The organism is Pseudomonas sp. SJZ103 (genome assembly GCF_007828335.1).
Classification (GTDB): Bacteria; Pseudomonadota; Gammaproteobacteria; order Pseudomonadales; family Pseudomonadaceae; genus Aquipseudomonas.
On sequence record NZ_VIUN01000004.1, the window covers coordinates 229,648 to 246,314 of the forward strand.

The 16,667-nt window shown below is 60.2% G+C and carries 21 protein-coding genes and 1 riboswitch; of the genes, 8 read left to right on the forward strand and 13 right to left on the reverse strand.

The features are described from left to right. Positions 1-18: 18 nt before the first annotated feature. Both FBY10_RS11940 and FBY10_RS11945 read left to right on the forward strand, forming a co-directional pair. On the forward strand, positions 19-1,461 hold the full coding sequence (locus FBY10_RS11940; protein WP_145336320.1) for an ATPase domain-containing protein: 1,443 nt from the start codon (positions 19-21) through the stop codon (positions 1,459-1,461). 23 nt (positions 1,462-1,484) lie between these two features. Continuing rightward, positions 1,485-1,841, forward strand: coding sequence for a response regulator (locus FBY10_RS11945; protein WP_131699747.1), 357 nt, complete (start codon positions 1,485-1,487; stop codon positions 1,839-1,841). Positions 1,842-1,843: 2 nt separating this feature from the next. On the opposite strand, the gene FBY10_RS11950 is transcribed toward FBY10_RS11945, so the two are convergent. Together FBY10_RS11950 and FBY10_RS11955 are read right to left on the reverse strand one after the other, a co-directional pair. Next, positions 1,844-2,149 (reverse strand): protealysin inhibitor emfourin, encoded by a 306-nt coding sequence (locus FBY10_RS11950; RefSeq protein WP_131699748.1) that lies wholly within the window; start codon positions 2,147-2,149, stop codon positions 1,844-1,846. Positions 2,150-2,163: 14 nt separating this feature from the next. Further along, positions 2,164-3,225: a M4 family metallopeptidase gene (locus FBY10_RS11955; RefSeq protein WP_131699749.1), complete on the reverse strand. Its 1,062-nt coding sequence runs from the start codon at positions 3,223-3,225 to the stop codon at positions 2,164-2,166. Positions 3,226-3,354: 129 nt separating this feature from the next. Here FBY10_RS11955 and FBY10_RS11960 point away from each other — a divergent pair, with 129 nt between their 5' ends. The 4 genes from FBY10_RS11960 (at position 3,355) to FBY10_RS11975 (ending at position 7,401) form a co-directional block, all read left to right on the forward strand. After that, positions 3,355-4,284: a DNA/RNA non-specific endonuclease gene (locus FBY10_RS11960; protein ID WP_145336322.1), complete on the forward strand. Its 930-nt coding sequence runs from the start codon at positions 3,355-3,357 to the stop codon at positions 4,282-4,284. 36 nt (positions 4,285-4,320) lie between these two features. Continuing rightward, positions 4,321-4,515, forward strand: a riboswitch (cobalamin riboswitch). Between the two features lie 113 nt (positions 4,516-4,628). Continuing rightward, entirely contained in the window at positions 4,629-5,639 is a 1,011-nt protein-coding gene (locus tag FBY10_RS11965; RefSeq protein WP_145336324.1) for an ABC transporter substrate-binding protein, read from the forward strand. Then, entirely contained in the window at positions 5,636-6,640 is a 1,005-nt protein-coding gene (locus FBY10_RS11970) for an iron ABC transporter permease (protein ID WP_145336326.1), read from the forward strand. Before FBY10_RS11965 ends, FBY10_RS11970 begins: the two co-directional genes overlap by 4 nt. Continuing rightward, positions 6,637-7,401 carry an ABC transporter ATP-binding protein gene (locus FBY10_RS11975; RefSeq protein WP_145336328.1) on the forward strand — a complete coding sequence of 255 codons (765 nt, stop codon included), beginning with the start codon at positions 6,637-6,639 and terminating at the stop codon, positions 7,399-7,401. The genes FBY10_RS11970 and FBY10_RS11975 overlap by 4 nt, the downstream gene beginning before the upstream one ends. 257 nt (positions 7,402-7,658) lie before the next feature. Here FBY10_RS11975 and FBY10_RS31460 read toward each other — a convergent pair whose 3' ends face one another. From FBY10_RS31460 to FBY10_RS12005, 6 genes are all read right to left on the reverse strand, one after another. Continuing rightward, a complete protein-coding gene (locus FBY10_RS31460; RefSeq protein ID WP_178116739.1) occupies positions 7,659-7,943 on the reverse strand; it encodes a hypothetical protein in 285 nt (94 codons plus the stop codon). Positions 7,944-8,019: 76 nt separating this feature from the next. Continuing rightward, the gene (locus tag FBY10_RS11990) at positions 8,020-8,472 is read right to left on the reverse strand and encodes a GNAT family N-acetyltransferase (RefSeq protein WP_145336330.1); all 453 of its coding nucleotides are present in this window, start codon (positions 8,470-8,472) and stop codon (positions 8,020-8,022) included. Continuing rightward, positions 8,469-8,633, reverse strand: a complete 165-nt coding sequence (locus tag FBY10_RS31465; RefSeq protein ID WP_178116740.1) for a hypothetical protein — start codon at positions 8,631-8,633, stop codon at positions 8,469-8,471. Before FBY10_RS31465 ends, FBY10_RS11990 begins: the two co-directional genes overlap by 4 nt. Before the next feature lie 91 nt (positions 8,634-8,724). Continuing rightward, positions 8,725-9,648, reverse strand: coding sequence for an alpha/beta hydrolase fold domain-containing protein (locus FBY10_RS11995; RefSeq protein WP_145336332.1), 924 nt, complete (start codon positions 9,646-9,648; stop codon positions 8,725-8,727). Continuing rightward, on the reverse strand, positions 9,648-10,088 hold the full coding sequence (locus tag FBY10_RS12000; RefSeq protein WP_131699756.1) for a TspO/MBR family protein: 441 nt from the start codon (positions 10,086-10,088) through the stop codon (positions 9,648-9,650). The genes FBY10_RS11995 and FBY10_RS12000 overlap by 1 nt, the downstream gene beginning before the upstream one ends. A gap of 134 nt (positions 10,089-10,222) precedes the next feature. Then, positions 10,223-10,792, reverse strand: coding sequence for a nucleotidyltransferase family protein (locus tag FBY10_RS12005; RefSeq protein WP_145336334.1), 570 nt, complete (start codon positions 10,790-10,792; stop codon positions 10,223-10,225). A 135-nt stretch (positions 10,793-10,927) separates the two neighbouring features. On the opposite strand from FBY10_RS12005, the gene chrA reads away from it, so the two are divergent. Then, the gene (gene chrA, locus FBY10_RS12010) at positions 10,928-12,136 is read left to right on the forward strand and encodes a chromate efflux transporter (protein WP_145336336.1); all 1,209 of its coding nucleotides are present in this window, start codon (positions 10,928-10,930) and stop codon (positions 12,134-12,136) included. A gap of 317 nt (positions 12,137-12,453) precedes the next feature. Continuing rightward, positions 12,454-12,684 carry a DUF6124 family protein gene (locus tag FBY10_RS12015; protein WP_131699759.1) on the forward strand — a complete coding sequence of 77 codons (231 nt, stop codon included), beginning with the start codon at positions 12,454-12,456 and terminating at the stop codon, positions 12,682-12,684. A 3-nt stretch (positions 12,685-12,687) separates the two neighbouring features. Here FBY10_RS12015 and FBY10_RS12020 read toward each other — a convergent pair whose 3' ends face one another. The 5 genes from FBY10_RS12020 to FBY10_RS12040 all read right to left on the reverse strand — a co-directional run bounded on the left by FBY10_RS12020 (position 12,688) and on the right by FBY10_RS12040 (position 16,626). Beyond that, positions 12,688-12,921, reverse strand: coding sequence for a hypothetical protein (locus FBY10_RS12020; protein WP_131699760.1), 234 nt, complete (start codon positions 12,919-12,921; stop codon positions 12,688-12,690). 187 nt (positions 12,922-13,108) lie between these two features. Continuing rightward, positions 13,109-13,501, reverse strand: a complete 393-nt coding sequence (locus FBY10_RS12025) for a VOC family protein (RefSeq protein ID WP_131699761.1) — start codon at positions 13,499-13,501, stop codon at positions 13,109-13,111. A gap of 216 nt (positions 13,502-13,717) precedes the next feature. Further along, positions 13,718-14,128: an ASCH domain-containing protein gene (locus tag FBY10_RS12030; RefSeq protein WP_131699762.1), complete on the reverse strand. Its 411-nt coding sequence runs from the start codon at positions 14,126-14,128 to the stop codon at positions 13,718-13,720. Between the two features lie 1,131 nt (positions 14,129-15,259). Then, positions 15,260-15,946: a tetratricopeptide repeat protein gene (locus FBY10_RS12035; RefSeq protein ID WP_145336337.1), complete on the reverse strand. Its 687-nt coding sequence runs from the start codon at positions 15,944-15,946 to the stop codon at positions 15,260-15,262. A gap of 14 nt (positions 15,947-15,960) precedes the next feature. Beyond that, positions 15,961-16,626: a hypothetical protein gene (locus FBY10_RS12040; protein ID WP_131699764.1), complete on the reverse strand. Its 666-nt coding sequence runs from the start codon at positions 16,624-16,626 to the stop codon at positions 15,961-15,963. Positions 16,627-16,667 lie beyond the last annotated feature (41 nt).

Here is a 16,667-nt window from a genome sequence, read left to right on the forward strand (position 1 = left end):
TAGGGTCAGGATCGCACTGTGGAAAAGCTAAATCGCCTTCAAAGCGGAATCGAAGGGCTGGACGCTCTGCTCAAGGGCGGGCTGGTGTCTGGGGCGTCCTATATCATTCAGGGCCGCCCCGGCTCAGGTAAAACCATCCTTGCCAACCAGCTGGGGTTTCATCACGCGCGTAATGGCGGCCGAGTCCTGGTTGCCACGCTGTTGGCGGAATCCCACGACCGCCTTTTCCAGTTCCTCTCTACACTGAGCTTTTTTGACGCCTCCCGTGTCGGCGCCGAAATCCAGTTTGTCAGCGCCTTCGACACCCTGGAAAACGAAGGCCTCGACGAAGTGGTCAAGCTGCTCAGGCGTGAGATCAGCAGGCAGAGGGCCACCGTCATGGTGGTGGACGGCTTGTTGAACGCGCGTTCCAAGGCCGACTCGCCGATCGACACGAAAAAATTCATTTCCGAACTGCAAGGGCATGCCGCCTTCGCCGGTTGCACGGTGCTGTTCCTCACCAGCTCACGCCTGGATGACGGCAGCCCCGAGCACACCATGGTCGATGGCGTGATCGAAATGGGCGAGGAACTGTTCGGCACCCGTTCTGTGCGCCGTATCCAGTTGCGCAAGACCCGCGGCAGCGGCGCGCTCACCGGCCTGCACGAGTGTGAAATCAACGACGACGGCCTGGTGGTGTACCCACGCCTGGAAAGCCTCTATGGCCGGCCGTCCGCGCCCGACAGCGCCGACCTGACGCGCATCGCCAGCGGTATCGGCTCGTTGGACGGCATCCTCGGCGGTGGGCTGCACAGTTCCAGCGTGACCCTGGTCATGGGGCCGTCGGGCATTGGCAAGACCACCCTGGGCCTCAAGTTCCTCTCGGAATCGACGGTAGACGCTCCCGGCCTGCACTTCGGCTTCTACGAAAGCCCTCAGCGCCTGCGGCTCAAAGGCCAATCCCTGGGCATCGATATCCAGGAGATGGAAGACAGTGGCGCACTGACCATCGCCTGGCAGCCCACCACCGAAGGCCTGCTGGACGGGCTGGGTGCGCGATTGCTGCGCCTGGTCGAGGAAAAGGGCATCAAGCGCCTGTTCATCGACAGCTTGAGCGGCATGACCCGCGTCTCCAACAACCCGGCGCGGATCACCGATTTCTACAGCGCACTGATGAACGAACTGCGCGCCAGGGGCGTCACGGTGTTTGCCACGTGGGAGATGCATGATCTGTTCGGAGCGGAGGTCACTTCACCCGCATCTGAACTGTCGAGCATTGCCGACAACCTCATGCTTATGCGTTTCTTCGAGATTCAGTCTGAACTTAGAAGGACGCTTTCCATTCTTAAGGTCAGAGACAGCTTTTATGACCCCTCATTATTGGAGGTGGTGATCCGTGACCAAGCCGTTGACTTAAGAAAGGTCTCAAGAAATGCCCCCTCAGTTGCATCCAATTCAGCGCTGCCTGGTTCAGCTTTTTAAGTCTTTGGGTAGGTTGAATTGACATGGCCACCATCCTGGTCGTCGATGACGAGTACTTGATCGCCGATATCCTTGCCTATGCACTGGAAGATGAGGGGTTCATGGTCGTCACAGCTGGCAATGGGAAAAAGGCGCTGGAGGTGCTGGAGCGAGAACGGCCGTCGCTGATCATCACCGATTTCATGATGCCGGTGATGGACGGTGAGGAGTTCGCCGAAACGGTGCGCGCGCTGCCGACCGTCAAGCACCTGCCGATTATCCTGATCAGCGGCGCGCAGGCCCATATCGGCATGCAGCGCTCGGACCTGTTCGATGCGGTGCTGGACAAGCCGTTCAACATCGACAAGATCATTACCAAGGTGAAGGAACTGCTGGGGTGACCTCAACTGCGGATATGCCGGCGCACACACTGCACCAGCCCATCCAGCGCCTGCGACTTCACCGGCGCGAGCACGCACACCGTATGTTCCTGCTGGCCTTCCTTCACGGTCAGGGTGTAGTGCACCTGGCCCGGATCTCCGGGCTCTGGCGTGGTGCTCTGCGGCAACTGAAAGAAGTTTGAAGCCTCGATCAGCTGCCGCAACTCTTGCTGGTCCGGCTCGGGCAACGTGTTCAACTCCACCGTACGAGGCTTGGCCAAACCCGGAAAAAACGCCGGCCCGCCGTTTTCCTTGATCGAAATTTGCATGGTTGTTCCTCACGTCAAACGTTAATGCCAACCGCTTTCCAGCCCTCCTTGACCGCCTTGTGCTCCTCCTTGTTCGCGCCGTAGAGACGGCCGGCGATATCGTAGGTTATACGCGCGAAACGCAAAAAACCCGAGTTCGGCCGCAACCGCGCATCGCGCAGCGCGTCATACCAGATGCGCCCAGCGCGCTCCCAGGCAAACCCACCTATCTTCGTCGCCACTTGATAGAACGCATGGTTGGGAATGCCGGAATTGATATGCACCCCGCCATTGTCCTCGTAGGTCTGGACAAAATCATCCATATGCCCTGGCTGGGGGTCCTTGCCCAGCAGCTTGTCATCGAACGCCGTACCCGGGGCCTTCATCGAACGCAGAGCGGTGCCTTTGATCTTCTTGGTGAACAGCCCTTTGCCGATCAACCAGTCGGCGTCCTGGGCCGTTTGCTTCAACGCATACTGTTTGATCAGTGAGCCGAACACGTCCGACAGCGACTCGTTCAAGGCACCGGACTGATTGAAATACATCAGCTTGGCTTCGTCCTCGGTGACGCCATGGGCCAATTCATGGCCAATCACATCGAGGGCCACCGTGAAGCGATTGAATAACTGGTCATCGCCATCACCAAACACCATCTGGGTCGAGTTCCAGAACGCATTGTTATAGTTCTGGCCAAAGTGCACGGTGGCATCCAGCGCCATGCCGGCGTCGTCGATGGAGTTGCGGTCGAACACCTCTTCGAAAAAATCGAACGTGGCGCCCAAGCCGTCATAGGCTTCGTCCACGGCGGCGTCGCCACTGGCGGGCTGGCCTTCACCGCGGATCAGCTTGCCCGGCAGGCTGTCGGTGCCTTCGGCGCTGTAGATCGAGCGCCGTTTGCCGGCGCCCATCACCAGGGCCATGTGGGCCGGCCCCTTGGCGGGCACTGCGACCATGCGCAGCGAACGGAACGTGCTGTCCTTGGCGCGGGTGCGCAGCGCGATGTCGCGCTGGGCCTTATCACCGTGACGCGCGATCTGGTCGAGCATATACGGCGGAATCAGGCAGAAAATCGGGTTGCGGTGGTGGCGATCACACATTGGCTGGCTCCCTGTTGGCATATGGTGTAGCTCCGGTAACCGTTTGAGGATAGCCCCCCAGCGTTACCCCGTGTCATCAATTGTCATCAATCCATGTTGCAGTCGTGTTTATCCAAGGAGGACTTACCCATGCCAGCCCGTAAAGCCAAAATCGACCTTGCGCACCGCCCAAGACTCGCCGATCTGCGCCCGTTGATCGCGACCACCCCCATGCTGATGGAGGCCCGGGCGGCGACGCCCCGTGTCACCGCCGCCAAGGATCTAAAGGACCGGCGCGGCTATGCAGCAGACTTTCTCAGCAGCTTCGTGGTGCCCTGGCCCACCGCCGATGAAGCATTGGCGGATGACGTACAACCGCTGCGGCTGGACTACACGCATTTCTCGGTGACGATGTCCCGTTCCCGACGACTGGCGCTTTACGTGGGGGTTAATATCGACGGCGGGCAGCATGTGGAGATAATCCGCAGCAACGACACCTGGGCCTACGATGGTCGCCTGCCGATCAGCGCGCAGGTAGGCGAAGCGCTCTACACCAACAATGGCCTGGATCGCGGCCACCTGGTACGGCGCCAGGACCCCAACTGGGGCGACGAGGCAAAAACAGCCAACCTCGACACCTTTCATTTCACCAACTGCTCGCCGCAGATGAGCGGGTTCAACCAGAAGACCTGGCTGGAACTGGAAGACTACATCCTCAATAACACGCAACGTTGGAAAGCCCGGGCAACGGTGTTCAGCGGCCCGGTGTTCGCCGACGATGACCGCGTCTACCGAGGTATCAAAATCCCCAAGGCGTTCTGGAAAGTGGTGGCCTACCTCAGCGATGACGGCAAACCCTCTGCCAGTGCCTATATGATCGACCAAAGCCGCGAACTGGGTCAGCTCGACCTGATGTTCGGCCAGGTCAGGACCTACCAGCGGAGCGTGATCCAGATCGAACAATTGACCGGCATCCGCTTCGCCAACCTGGCGGACTACGACGGTTTCAGCAACGAAGAGCGCGCCACAGGCACGCGAATTGAAGCGCTGATCCGGGGCCCCGAGGATATTCGTCTCTGACTGGGCGCCCCTCGGGCTGTATCGCCTCGCCCTAATCAACTACCATACCGCGCCGGTTCCCGAACGGGACTAATAGGGAATCCGAAGCGCGGTATGCCGCGTCAATCGGAACTGCCCCCGCAACTGTAGATGCCGAGCCTGCTCCCCACTGCCACTGGACCGCGTCCGGGAAGGCCGGAGCGTGGCGATGACGCATCAGTCAGGAGACCTGCCGGCCCAGTAATCACTAACCGGCGGGGTGTCCGGGAAGGACATCCTTGCCTGCCCGTTCGGCAGCGTTCGAGGGCGTATTTCCGAACCGTACCTCCCCTGTTTCCACGTACGGTTCTCACGGAGATTGCCTCATGCTGCCACGCGTTACCGCCCTGATCAGCGGCCTGGGTTTCTGCGCCCTGGCCCACGCCGCCCCCACGCATTACCCGCTGACCCTGGAAAACTGCGGCAGCACCCTCACCTTCCAGCAGGCGCCCGCGCGCAGCGTGACCATCGGCCAGGCCGCCACCGAAATGCTCTATGCCCTGGGCGTAGGCGACCGCGTGGTCGGCACCTCGCTGTGGTTCAACAGCGTGTTGCCGCAGTTCAAGGCACAGAACGACAGCATCGAGCGCCTGGCCAACAACGAGCCCAGCTTTGAAGCGGTGATCGCCAAGCGCCCGCAACTGGTGGCCGCCGAGCTGGAATGGGTGGTGGGCCCGCAAGGCGTGGTCGGTACCCGCGAGCAGTTTCACGAACTGAAGATCCCCACCTACCTGCTGCCCTCCGACTGCGAAGGCAAGGACAACCTGGTGGGCGCCGACGGCACGCGATTGGAGCCGTTCCGTATCGAGACGATCTACAAGAGCATCAGCCAACTGGCGCAGATTTTCGACGTACAGGATCGCGGCCAACACCTGAACGACGCGCTCAAGGCGCGCCTGGCCAAATCCGTGGCCACCGTGCAGAGCAAAGGCCTCAAGCAGGCGAGCGCGCTGGTGTGGTTTTCCAGCGCCGAAATGGCCAGCGACCCGTACGTGGCCGGCCACAAGGGCATTCCCGAATTCATGCTCGAAACCCTCGGCCTGCACAACGTGGTGCAGTCCGATGAAGAATGGCCCGCCGTCGGCTGGGAAACCATCGCCAAGGCCAACCCGACCTTCCTGGTGATCGCCCGCATGGACCGACGCCGCTACCCCGCCGACGACCATGAAAAGAAACTCGCCTTCCTGCGCAGCGACCCGGTCACGCGCAACATGGACGCGGTAAAAAACAACCGCATCATCATCCTCGACGCCCTGGCGCTGCAGGCCAGCATCCGCACGTTCGATGGCCTGGAACAACTGGCCACGGCCATCGACGGCTACGACCTGCCGAAATGATCCGGACCTTACTCGCCCTGGCGCTATTGCTGATCGCCGTGCTCGCCGGCGTGGCCATCGGCGAAACCGCCATCTCGCCCCAGGTGGTGCTGCAGGTGCTCGCCAACAAACTGTGGGCGGCCGGTTACGTGCTGGACCCGATCGATGAAGGCGTGGTGTGGAACTACCGCCTCACCCGCACCCTGGTTGCCGCCGCCTGCGGGGCCGGGCTGGCGACCTGTGGGGTGATTTTGCAGTCGTTGCTGCGCAACCCATTGGCTGATCCGTACCTGCTGGGCATCAGCGCCGGGGCTTCGACCGGCGCGGTGTTGGTGGCGTTGATGGGCGTGGGCGGCGGGCTGGTTTCACTCTCGGCCGGCGCCTTTGTCGGCGCGATGGCGGCGTTTGCGCTGGTGATCCTGCTCGCACGGGCCAGTGGCTCATCCAGCGGCACCGGGCAGATCATCCTCGCGGGCATCGCCGGGTCGCAGCTGTTCAATGCGCTCACCGCATTCCTGATCACCAAGTCGGCCAGCTCCGAACAGGCGCGCGGCATCATGTTCTGGCTGCTGGGCAACCTCAGCGGCGTGCGCTGGCCGTCGGTGTGGCTGGCGGTGCCGGTGGCGGTCACCGGCCTGGCGGTGTGCCTGTGGCATCGTCGTGCGTTGGATGCGTTTACCTTCGGCAGCGACTCGGCGGCGTCCCTGGGCATCCCCGTGCGCCGCGTGCAGTTTGTGCTGGTGGGGTGCGCGGCGCTGGTGACGGCGGTGATGGTGTCGATTGTGGGCTCCATCGGCTTTGTCGGCCTGGTGATCCCCCACGCGGTGCGCCTGCTGCTCGGCACCGGGCATTCGCGCCTGCTGCCCGCCAGTGCGCTGGGCGGGGCGTTATTTTTGATTGCGGCCGATGTGTTGTCGCGCACCTTGATCAAGGGCCAGGTGATTCCGGTCGGCGTGGTAACGGCACTGGTCGGCGCGCCGGTGTTTGCACTGATCCTGATTGGCAGGAGGAATGCGCGATGAGCGTACTGAGTTGCACCGGCGTGGGCTTCAAGGTGCGTGAGGCGGAGTTGCTGCGCGATATCCACCTGGAGGTTCAGTTGGGTGAAACCCTGGGGATCGTCGGGCCGAACGGCTCCGGCAAATCCACCCTGCTCAAACTGCTCGCCGGGCTGCGCGCACCGGCCAGCGGCGACGTGCGCCTGGGCGGCCAACGCCTGGGCGACCTGTCCCGCCGCGTCATCGCACAACAGTTGGCGGTGGTGGAACAACAGGCCGACACCGACGACGCCATCCGCGTGTTCGACGCCGTCGCGCTGGGCCGTACACCCTGGCTGTCGGCGCTGAGCCCGTGGTCCGGCGAAGACGACGCCATCGTGCGCCAGGCCCTGCATGATGTGGACGCCACCCACCTGAGCCACCGCGCCTGGCGCAGCCTCTCCGGCGGCGAGCGGCAGCGCGTACACATCGCCCGCGCCCTGGCGCAACGGCCGCAGATCCTGTTGCTGGATGAGCCGACCAATCACCTGGACATCCAGCATCAACTGGCGATTTTGAAAGGCGTGCAAGGATTGCCGGTGACCACCCTCATCGCCCTGCATGATCTGAATCAAGCGCTGACCTGTGATCGCCTGGCCGTGCTGGATCATGGGCGCCTGGTAGCGCTGGGCACGCCACTGGACGTGCTGACGCCGGAGCGCTTGCAGGAGACATTCGGGGTGCAGGCGCATTACCTGACGGACCCGTTTGATGGGGCGCAGATACTGCGGTTGCGGTCTAACTGAACACGCCGAGCTCCTAATGTGGGAGGGGCGGTGCGACGATTCGACTTGCCCCCGATGGCGGTGTGCCAGTCGACATTTGCATCAACTGACAGACTGCTATCGGGCATAGGTATCTAGACACCGTTGGCTCAACGCTGAACGCCCGGCAGGTAGGGCTGTTGTGGCGAGCGGGCTTGTCCCGCGTTGGGCTGCGTAGCAGCCCCAAAACCAGTCTATACAGAGTGTCTGATACACCGCGTTCTTCTTGACTGGGGCTGCTACGCAGCCCAACGCGGGACAAGCCCGCTCGCCACAGGGAGATTTGTCAGAGTCTGGAAGTTGTGGAGATACCTATGGCTATCGGCCCCCTCCCACATTGGATCTAAATTGAGCAACAGCACGCTCTGCCCAACCTGCGCATCTTTCATCTCTATGCGGTCGGGAAAACCTGGGTGACGGTCGACTCGGTAACGCTTGATCCCACGCGCGGCAAGCTGATCGTCGGGCAAACCAAACACACTGAGAAATGGATCGGGAGCAAGGCCCGTAATGCGAAAGTTCATGGTGGGTGACTCTTAGGGTGAGCCCTATGAGACGAGCACCTGGACAGCGATGGCTATCCGATTCTTGCGGTGATATTCACGGGCGGGTGGCTCGCTCGTAGCAAAGGTAGTCGTTGGAGCCTGTGCCCACACAGACAAACCCGGCGCGCTCATACATCAGCCGGGCGGGGTTATCGGAACGTACGCTCAACCGCAACTTCAGGAAGTCATTCTGACCAGCCGCCGCCGCGTAAGCGTTCAGCAACGTTCGACCGATCCCCTGGCGTCGGTAAGCTTCACTGACGTTGATCGTACAAAGCTCGGCAAACCCCTCCTCTGCCGTCCACAGCGAATAACCGGCGAACTGCCCGTCCAGCATCGCAATCGTCAACCGTTCGAAGTTATCGACCCAGCGCGTGAGGTGGCGCTCCAACTGGAGCCGCCAGGCTGCTTCGTGGTCAGGCTCCCAGCGCCGGATGTAATCCTGCTCTCCCCGATAGATCGACGGCAGATCGGTCACCGTCGCCGGCCTCAACGTCAGCGCGTTCATTTCCGCAACTCACACACAGCACTGCCCTTCATACCGGAGGCATGCACGCTCACATGGCGCACGGAAAAACCGGGCTTTTCGACGAGTTTCCTCTCTTCCCACGCCCCACCGCTGGCAACCTGATAACCAATGGCGCCGTCCGCTTGCCAGGTCAGGCGCAAGGTGTATACGCCGCGTTGGTCGGGTGTCCGATGGAAGATCGTGGGGATGGCACTCGATTTGGAAAATAAGCGCCGCCTGCCTGGGGAGAACTCACTTTTCTCCCTCGACGTGCTTCGTTATCCACTTGCGGCTGCAAGCAAGCACGCCATCGGCCATCGCCACCGGAAAATGAATAAACCCATGGGCCGACTCCGGTAACAGGTGTACTTCCGCCCTGGGCCACCGCTCTGCAATCAACAGCGTGTCATCCTTGAGCGGGTCCAACTCCCCCACAAACATCAACGCCGGGGGCAGCCCTTCAAAGTCACCATACAACGGCGACAACGGCGGCTGCCGGCGCTCATCATCACTCAGCCCCGGCGTGAGCATGCGCAACGCCTCCACCATCCCCGGCCCATCCAAAAGCAACGTCTCCGGCCCGGCAGCGCGTACGCTCGGTGTACCGGCCAGATCATAAACGCCGTAGTACAACACCGCGCCGCTTATACGTTTGAGCAGTTCAGGCCATTGCTTGAGGGCCAGCAACGTCGCCGCCGCCAGATGCCCACCGGCCGATTCACCGACGACGATGACCGGCAGGCCGGCAAACTCATCGGCACTGAGCAACCAACGCGCAGCGGCCAAACAATCCGCCATCAGCCCCTCGACCGGCGTGTCGACCGCCAACCGATAATCCACCGACACCACCACCACGTCGCATGCGCGCACCATGCCCAGGTTGAGGTCGTCATCCATCTGCGCATTGCCGATCACCCAGCCGCCGCCGTGGATATCCAGCACCACGCCCTTGGGCTTGCCGCTTGGCCGCAGGATGCGCACGGGGACGTTGTCGACAACCCTGCTTTCAGCCGGTGTGGAGCGCTTGAGCGTTTGACTGACGCGCAGCAGCGCCTGGATCAACCGCGGCGTGATGCGGTTGCGGATCTTGAAGCGCGGCAGCCAGGCGAGCTTCTGATTGAAGCGGCGCATCTGGGCCAGTTCCGCCTCGCTGGCGGGCCAAGGTTGGTGGGCCATCAGCGGTTATTGCGCAGGATCGAGAAATTCAACGCCGCCGCCACACACAGCCACGCCAGGTACGGGAACAGGATCAGGCCGGTGATCAGGTCCAGGCGCACGGCCAATACCACCATGGCGGCGACGGTGATCCACAGCAGCACGATGATCACCATCCCGGCGAGCACACGATGCGCGCCGAAAAACACCGGCGTCCACAAGGTATTCAGCGCAATTTGCGCGGCCCACAGCGCCAGCACCATTTGGCTGCCGGGGATCAGGCTCAAGCGATAACCGGCCCAGGCCAGCAGCAGGTAAATGATCGTCCACGCGACCGGAAACAGCCAATTGGGCGGAGTGAAGCTGGGTTTAACCAGGGATTCGTACCAGGCGCCGGGCTTGAAAATAATGCCGGTACTGGCAGCGGCGGCGCAGGCTAGCAGGAAGATAAAGAAAGTCATCGTCTGTCCTTGGCGGAAGTGGTTTGAATCTTGGACGTGCAGCACCCACGTAAAAGTTCAGCGTAAATCAACGGTAGGGGCGAGCTTGTTCGCGAAAATCACCAACGATAACGCAGCGCCCCCAGCCAAAGCATTCAGGCGTCCCCACCCCCAACAATCCTCAGCCAAGGCCACCGAGCCTGATAACTGCGCGCCTTCTGCTCAAACAACGCCTGCTCCGGATGCAACGGGTTAATCCGCAAAATCCCCTGCTCCACATCGTCCAACCCATACGGCGCATACACCTCGCCCCTGGCAATCTCCAAGCCGATGCACGTACCGGCCACCAGATAACGATCGACCCCGTCGCGCGCCGAACGCAACTGCGGATAAGGCCGCCCAAAGCGCTGACCGTACCAGAGGTGCACCCGCGCCTGGTTCTTGACCTCGACATTGACGCCCAGGTCTTTGAACAGCTCGTCCGCCACACGAATCACCGCGTCTTCCGCCTCGTAGGACACGTCGGTATCGAAGTAAAAAACGTCGTAGTCCTTCACGCCCTGATCGGCAGGCAGACTCGCCTGATGGTTCCATACCGCCTGGAACAGGCAACCCGCCGTGAGCATGCACTGGTCCACCCCGAGGCCAGGCAGGCGCGCAGTGATTTCGGCGTTAATGGGGTTGGCCATGGCCAGTTCGAGCAGGGTTTCGACAGTCAATGTCATGCTGGCTCCTTCGTCATCGGTACGGTCCTGGGGAGCAACGGTACAACATTGAGCGCTGTCGCTGGCGCCTCTTCTTCACGTCATCAAAATTCGCTAAGGTGCCTCGATGCCCTGCCCTCATCGAGACCGACCACCTTGGCCCACTCCCCCGCTGATCGCCGCGAAAATCCCTGGTCGGTGTTCCTGATTTTCCTGCGCCTGGGCCTTACCTCCTTTGGCGGTCCGATTGCGCACCTGGGTTATTTCCGCGAGGAATTCGTGACACGGCGGCGCTGGCTGAGCGAACGCAGTTACGCGGATCTGGTCGCGCTGTGCCAATTTCTGCCCGGCCCGGCCAGTAGCCAGGTGGGCATCGCGCTCGGCCTGTCACGCGCCGGCTATGGCGGCGCGTTGGCGGCGTGGCTCGGGTTTACCTTGCCGTCCGCCGTGGTGCTGATTTTGTTGGCGCTGGGCATCGCCCGGCACAGCACCGCCATCCCGTCCGGCGCGCTGCATGGCCTTAAAGTCGTGGCCGTCGCCGTGGTCGCCCAGGCCGTGTGGGGCATGGCGCGCAACCTGTGCACCGACGCCCCGCGCGTGGCCGTGATGCTCCTCGCCGCCTGCATGGCCCTGCTGCAAACGTCGGCGTGGGGCCAGGTCGGCGTGATCCTGGTCGCGGGCGTAGCCGGTCTGCTGCTATTCAAACCCACATCGCCTGCAGCGCACGACGCCCTGCCCGTGACCATCAGCCGTCGCGTCGGGACGATGTGGCTGTCGCTGTTTGTGCTATTGCTCGCGGGCCTGCCGATCTTCGCCCAGTTGATGCCCAATCCAACCCTGACCGTGACCGACGCCTTCTACCGCACCGGCTCGCTGGTATTCGGCGGCGGCCACGTGGTGCTGCCCTTGCTGCAAGCCGAAGTCGTGCCCCGCCAATGGGTGAGCAATGACGTGTTCCTCGCCGGTTACGGCGCCGCCCAAGCCATGCCCGGCCCGTTGTTCACCTTCGCCGCCTTCCTCGGTGCCTCGATGGCCCAAGCCCCAAGTGGCTGGATCGGCGGCCTGCTCTGCCTGCTGGCGATCTTCGTGCCATCGTTTTTATTGGTGATGGGCGCACTGCCTTTCTGGGAAGGCCTGCGCCGCAGCCCGCGCACCCAAGCCGCCCTGGCGGGCGTGAATGCAGCGGTCGTCGGCCTGTTGCTGGCGGCGCTGTACCAACCGGTGTGGACCAGCGCCATCTTCACCGCCCAGGACTTCGCCCTGGCGCTGACTGGCCTGGTGGCGCTGATGGTGTGGAAACTGCCACCGTGGCTGGTGGTTGTAGGAAGCGGCGCGGCGGGATGGTTATTAAGTCTTACGGTGTGAGCCGCGCAGCCACCGTGCCTTGCTCCCTTGCCTACGCTTGCGTCAGAATCCGCCGGCTTGTGCGCTGAGGTGGCCGTCTCTAAGGTGGCTCGGTCGCCGAATCTCTCGGTGATCGGGTTTAGTAGCCCACGGTTTAACCTAACAAGTGCACAAGCTTCATCTGTCAGACGTGCCTGTCTGTGCTCGATGGTGGCTGTGCGTAGGGCGCCCTCGGGCGCGCCGGTTTTGTTAGGTTCCACCGGTCTACTAACCTGCGTACAGCTACCGCCTTATCGTTTAGTAGCGATCAGGTAGTGGCCCAAGCAAGGAACTTAACAATGCCTACAGATTCAAGCGCTCTCTTCAGCGTCGCTCCCGACGCCAGCAACGAAACCCTCATCACCAACAGCTACGAAACCTTCGCCTCAGTCAGCACGCTGCTGCTCGACTTGTCCGAAGACCTGTCCGGCAAACACCGCGACATCGCCCTCGCTATCCACCAACTGAGCGAGCTGGGCGTACTCCTCACTGCCAAATTGCTCGACCGCGAAGCGCCCTGCTCCGGTTAATGCCTAGCCCTTCAATTCACTGGAACGATTACTCGCCGCGTCGTCATAGGCCACATACAACGACTCGGCGATTTGGCTCTTGATGGCTTTGGTGGATTCCAGACCGAGCACAAAACCTTCAGCCTTGCCGCCAGCACGGTTGAGTTCTTCATGGGTGGCGGCGCCGGTGATGGCGTCGAGGAGCTTGGCGGCGTGAGGGCCCACGCCTTTGGGGAGGGAGATTTGGTCGATGGTCATTGGGATGCCTTAAAAACAGAGGAACGGCAGCGCATAGAACCGCTCCCGGGGAGGTATGGTAGACCGGTACGGACGCAAAAGGGCCGATTTCATCCCTAATTCACTTTCCGTCTGCATTAGTGGGTAACCCTGCGTCGCCACAAAGTTGCAAATAAATCCATCCCTTTTTGCAGATCCTACACGTGACCTACTCCGGATCGTGGCAACAGACGCAAAGCTTATTTCCTTCAGGGTCTCGAAAGTACGCGCCATAAAAATTCGGGTGGTATTCGGGTCGCAGGCCGGGAGCGCCTTCGCATGTTCCACCCAATGCCAACGCCAAGGCATGGGCGTTGTCTACGGTCTGCCGATTAGGTGCCAGCAGAGCAATCATTTGCCCATGTCCTGGCGTCGCAGATTCGCCGCCGAACGGTTTGCCCACCACGAAAAGAGGGCGTTCAGTCTCCGGGTGTTTCCAACCAGCCCATGGGCGTTCAAGTTCAGTGAACTTGAGATCAAGTCCGAGGATCTGCATGAGCCCTTGGTAAAACACAAGCGCTCGACTGAAGTCATTCACTCCGATGAATACATGCGAAATCATTTTTTGTCCTAAGTAGAGACAGCCTTCTCGCACCATACCAAGAATTTTCAGGTTGTTTGCACCGAGCCTGAAACAGACTCCGTCGGTCGTAGAAGCTGTGTTTTACACGCCTATTCTTCTCACTTATTGCTTGAGCTGCGGTCATCGGTAAAAGCGTTACACATCGTGCTTGGAGACTGCCTAGAAAACCCGAGACGATTCAGAGCGCTTTGTCTTTTACAAGACTTCCACCAACTCAAATTCTTCTGCCACAAGTTCCATAGCCTCGTCGAACGAGCCCTCTCTCTGGAAAAAATCTTTATGACCCTGCATCCAGTAACTGAGGCTGAGATCCCCTTCACCTTCCTTCCTTGCAAAGTCTTGATCTACGTCGCAATAACGAATAATACGCATCGACACAACTCTAATTACACATACAGGTTCGCCCTTACTGTTGAGGATGATGCCGTAACCGCCAATAGTGGGTGGCTCATCTTCGTGTTTGAATGACGAAAGTGAACTACACGTAGCCGTTTTTATTCCTTGAGTAACAAGTTCAGCCAGCTCATCCGCCATTTCTGGAGCATCCCCAAATGACCATGAAATGGCCCCGGGGTACTTAACTTTTAAATCATCAATGATAGTCATAACCAAATTCCGTTAAATCCTGTTATTTGCTATAGCATTAGCACTCATGAATCATCACGGTCAAGGTCTACGCGAAACTCAATGGCTGGAATTCTTTATTCTGGTTCAACGTCGTATCTTCGGACCAGGTATTACAAGTAACCTCTTCGGTGTGCCAATTTACAGAAGGCAGCAATAGACCCAAAGTGGCTCTTCGCACTGCGTGCGATCTGTCGGTAGTATCCCTTTTTTCAACCCGCACGAATTGATGCCAATGGTCCAACCGACGACAGTAGCCAACATCATTGGCCCATGGAAAGGAGAGGCTCCGACAACGTTACTACAGCACTGTCGAGATTCCTGGGACACGCCTTTTAAAGAGCTGTCAGATCTCATGGTCGCTACTTTTCTGAACCAGCGAATCGCAGTTCCTCAAATGTTGTCCGAGACCAGGCGGCGATTGGATTCAGAGCCCCGCGATGACACGGAGTACTTCGATGACCAGCTAGCTGAGGCAGTTCTCGGTGTTGAAAACTGACCGCTTCTGGCCGATTGCTACCCACAGCTACCGGCTAGCTCGCTCGAAAGCTGCCCTCCGGTAAGCGAGTAATCAAAACAGGTTCAAGTAACCCGAAAGCGATCCTGACCTTCACTGCATGCCTTCCGTAACTATGGTCCCCGACCAACCCATCACGGCGTAATTTTCCCTGCTGGGCGCGATGTACCAACGCCATCAACGCCTACATGGGCCTGCACATGCGCCGCTGGTTCGCAGCGCCGAACGCGGTTAAACCTGTTGTAGAAAGGCATCTATGTACGGCGCGTGAGCATCGCTACACTGCCCGTCCACACCTCACGAATGGATTCGAAATTGCGCCGGTTTGTCGTTCCTTTGGTTGCGTTGCTCCTGGGCTATCTGACCTATCTTTTGTTTGGGCCAAGAAGCATGCGGCAGCAGCAGCGAACTGACCAAGGCAAACGCTCCCCCCTGTGGCGAGGGAGCTTGCTCCCGTTGGGCTGCGCAGCAGCCCCAACCATCCGCAGCACAGATGAACAACAAAACCTGGCCCCCTGTTCCACTGCCTGTGCTTTCTCAAAATCCGTCGGTTTATCCAGGCAACGTGCACATTCGCCCCTAAGCGGGTGCTCCAATTACGGGATGGAAATCCTGTACTCGGCGAGCTTGGCCTTGTTCTCCTGCTCCAGATACTTCTTGTCGACGATCTGCGAGAACTTCATGAAGTCGGCCTTGGCGTCTTCCCTGTTGCCCAAATGGTCGTACGCGATCCCGCGCGCGTAATAGGCCCAGGCATAGTCCGGCTGGCGCTGAAGGCCAGTACTGAATGCTTCAGCGGCCTCCCGGTACTGACCCAGGTCTGTCAGCGCGAGGCCCAGATGATAGTAGGTCGGCATATTGAAGCCGGCCCCCTTGCCTGCTTCTCCCATTCCGTTGTCAAGGTTGTACTGCACGAGTTCAAGGGCTTTTTTCGGGTTACCAGCGGCCCGATACATAGCGCTCAAGTCCAGGTAGGCGCGCGGCTCAGGCTTGACCAACAGTTGCATGGATTTCTCCTTGGCGGCCAAGGCTTCGGGGAAGCGCTTGAGGTTGAGGTAGGCGTCGGCCTGCACCGCATAAATCAAACTATGCAGCGAGGCAGGCAGCGTAGCTTTCTGCAGGCATAGATCACCTTCCTGCAGCACCAGAGGGTAGTTTTCGGCTTTGGACGCCTTTAACTGATTAGCGCAATGGGCAAGGTTGGCTTTTTGCGGGTTCTGCATCCCTGCACAACCTGTGAGGATGACGGAGCAGGCAATCAGTGCGAACCAGCGAGTCTTCATGATAAGCATCCTTGTCAGTCAAGTAGATGAGCGTTGAGGTCAGGGCGATAGACCTGCAACAGCGGCGCGGTCACGGTGCCTTGTAGCGAGCAGAACACGGTGGTGTGTCCCACGAGCGACGGTGACGTGTCGCCCGCGTCGACCATGAGCACGCGGTCTACGAAACCAAACGGCGTAGCGACGCCAGGACCGGTCAGCCCTTCGGTGCGCCATTGGCCGATCGGGTCACCGACCCGGCGAATTTCGGCGCGGGTAATGGCTTTGCCCTGACTGACAAAACGTGCGTTATCAACGATCAGCGGCTTGAGCTTTGCGGCCACCTCTTGCGGCGAGCCATCGACTACAAAGCCCCAGAACAGAAAATTGCCGACGTCCTTGATGGTTTGGGCCTGGTTGTAATAGCCGACCATACGCACGCCGTTAACGATCAGGGGCGTTTCGAAGTGTTGGTAAGTGCCACCTTCCTGCAGCGGACTCATGATGGTCGGTGCCTTGACCGAGCCGTAGTCACTCAGGCGTAAGGTACCTGCTGGCAAACGCGCATCGCGCAGGCTCTCGAAGAAATGCGCATCGCATCGAGAGAACTCTGTCAGCAGCTGTTCGGGCGTGGTGACGGTCCGGGCTTGGGCAGTGCAGGCAACGGCGAGCAATGCAACGCCGGAAAAAAGAGAGCGGAACATTAAAATCATCCGTGAAGTGGGAACAAAAGCTGTCGGCGGGT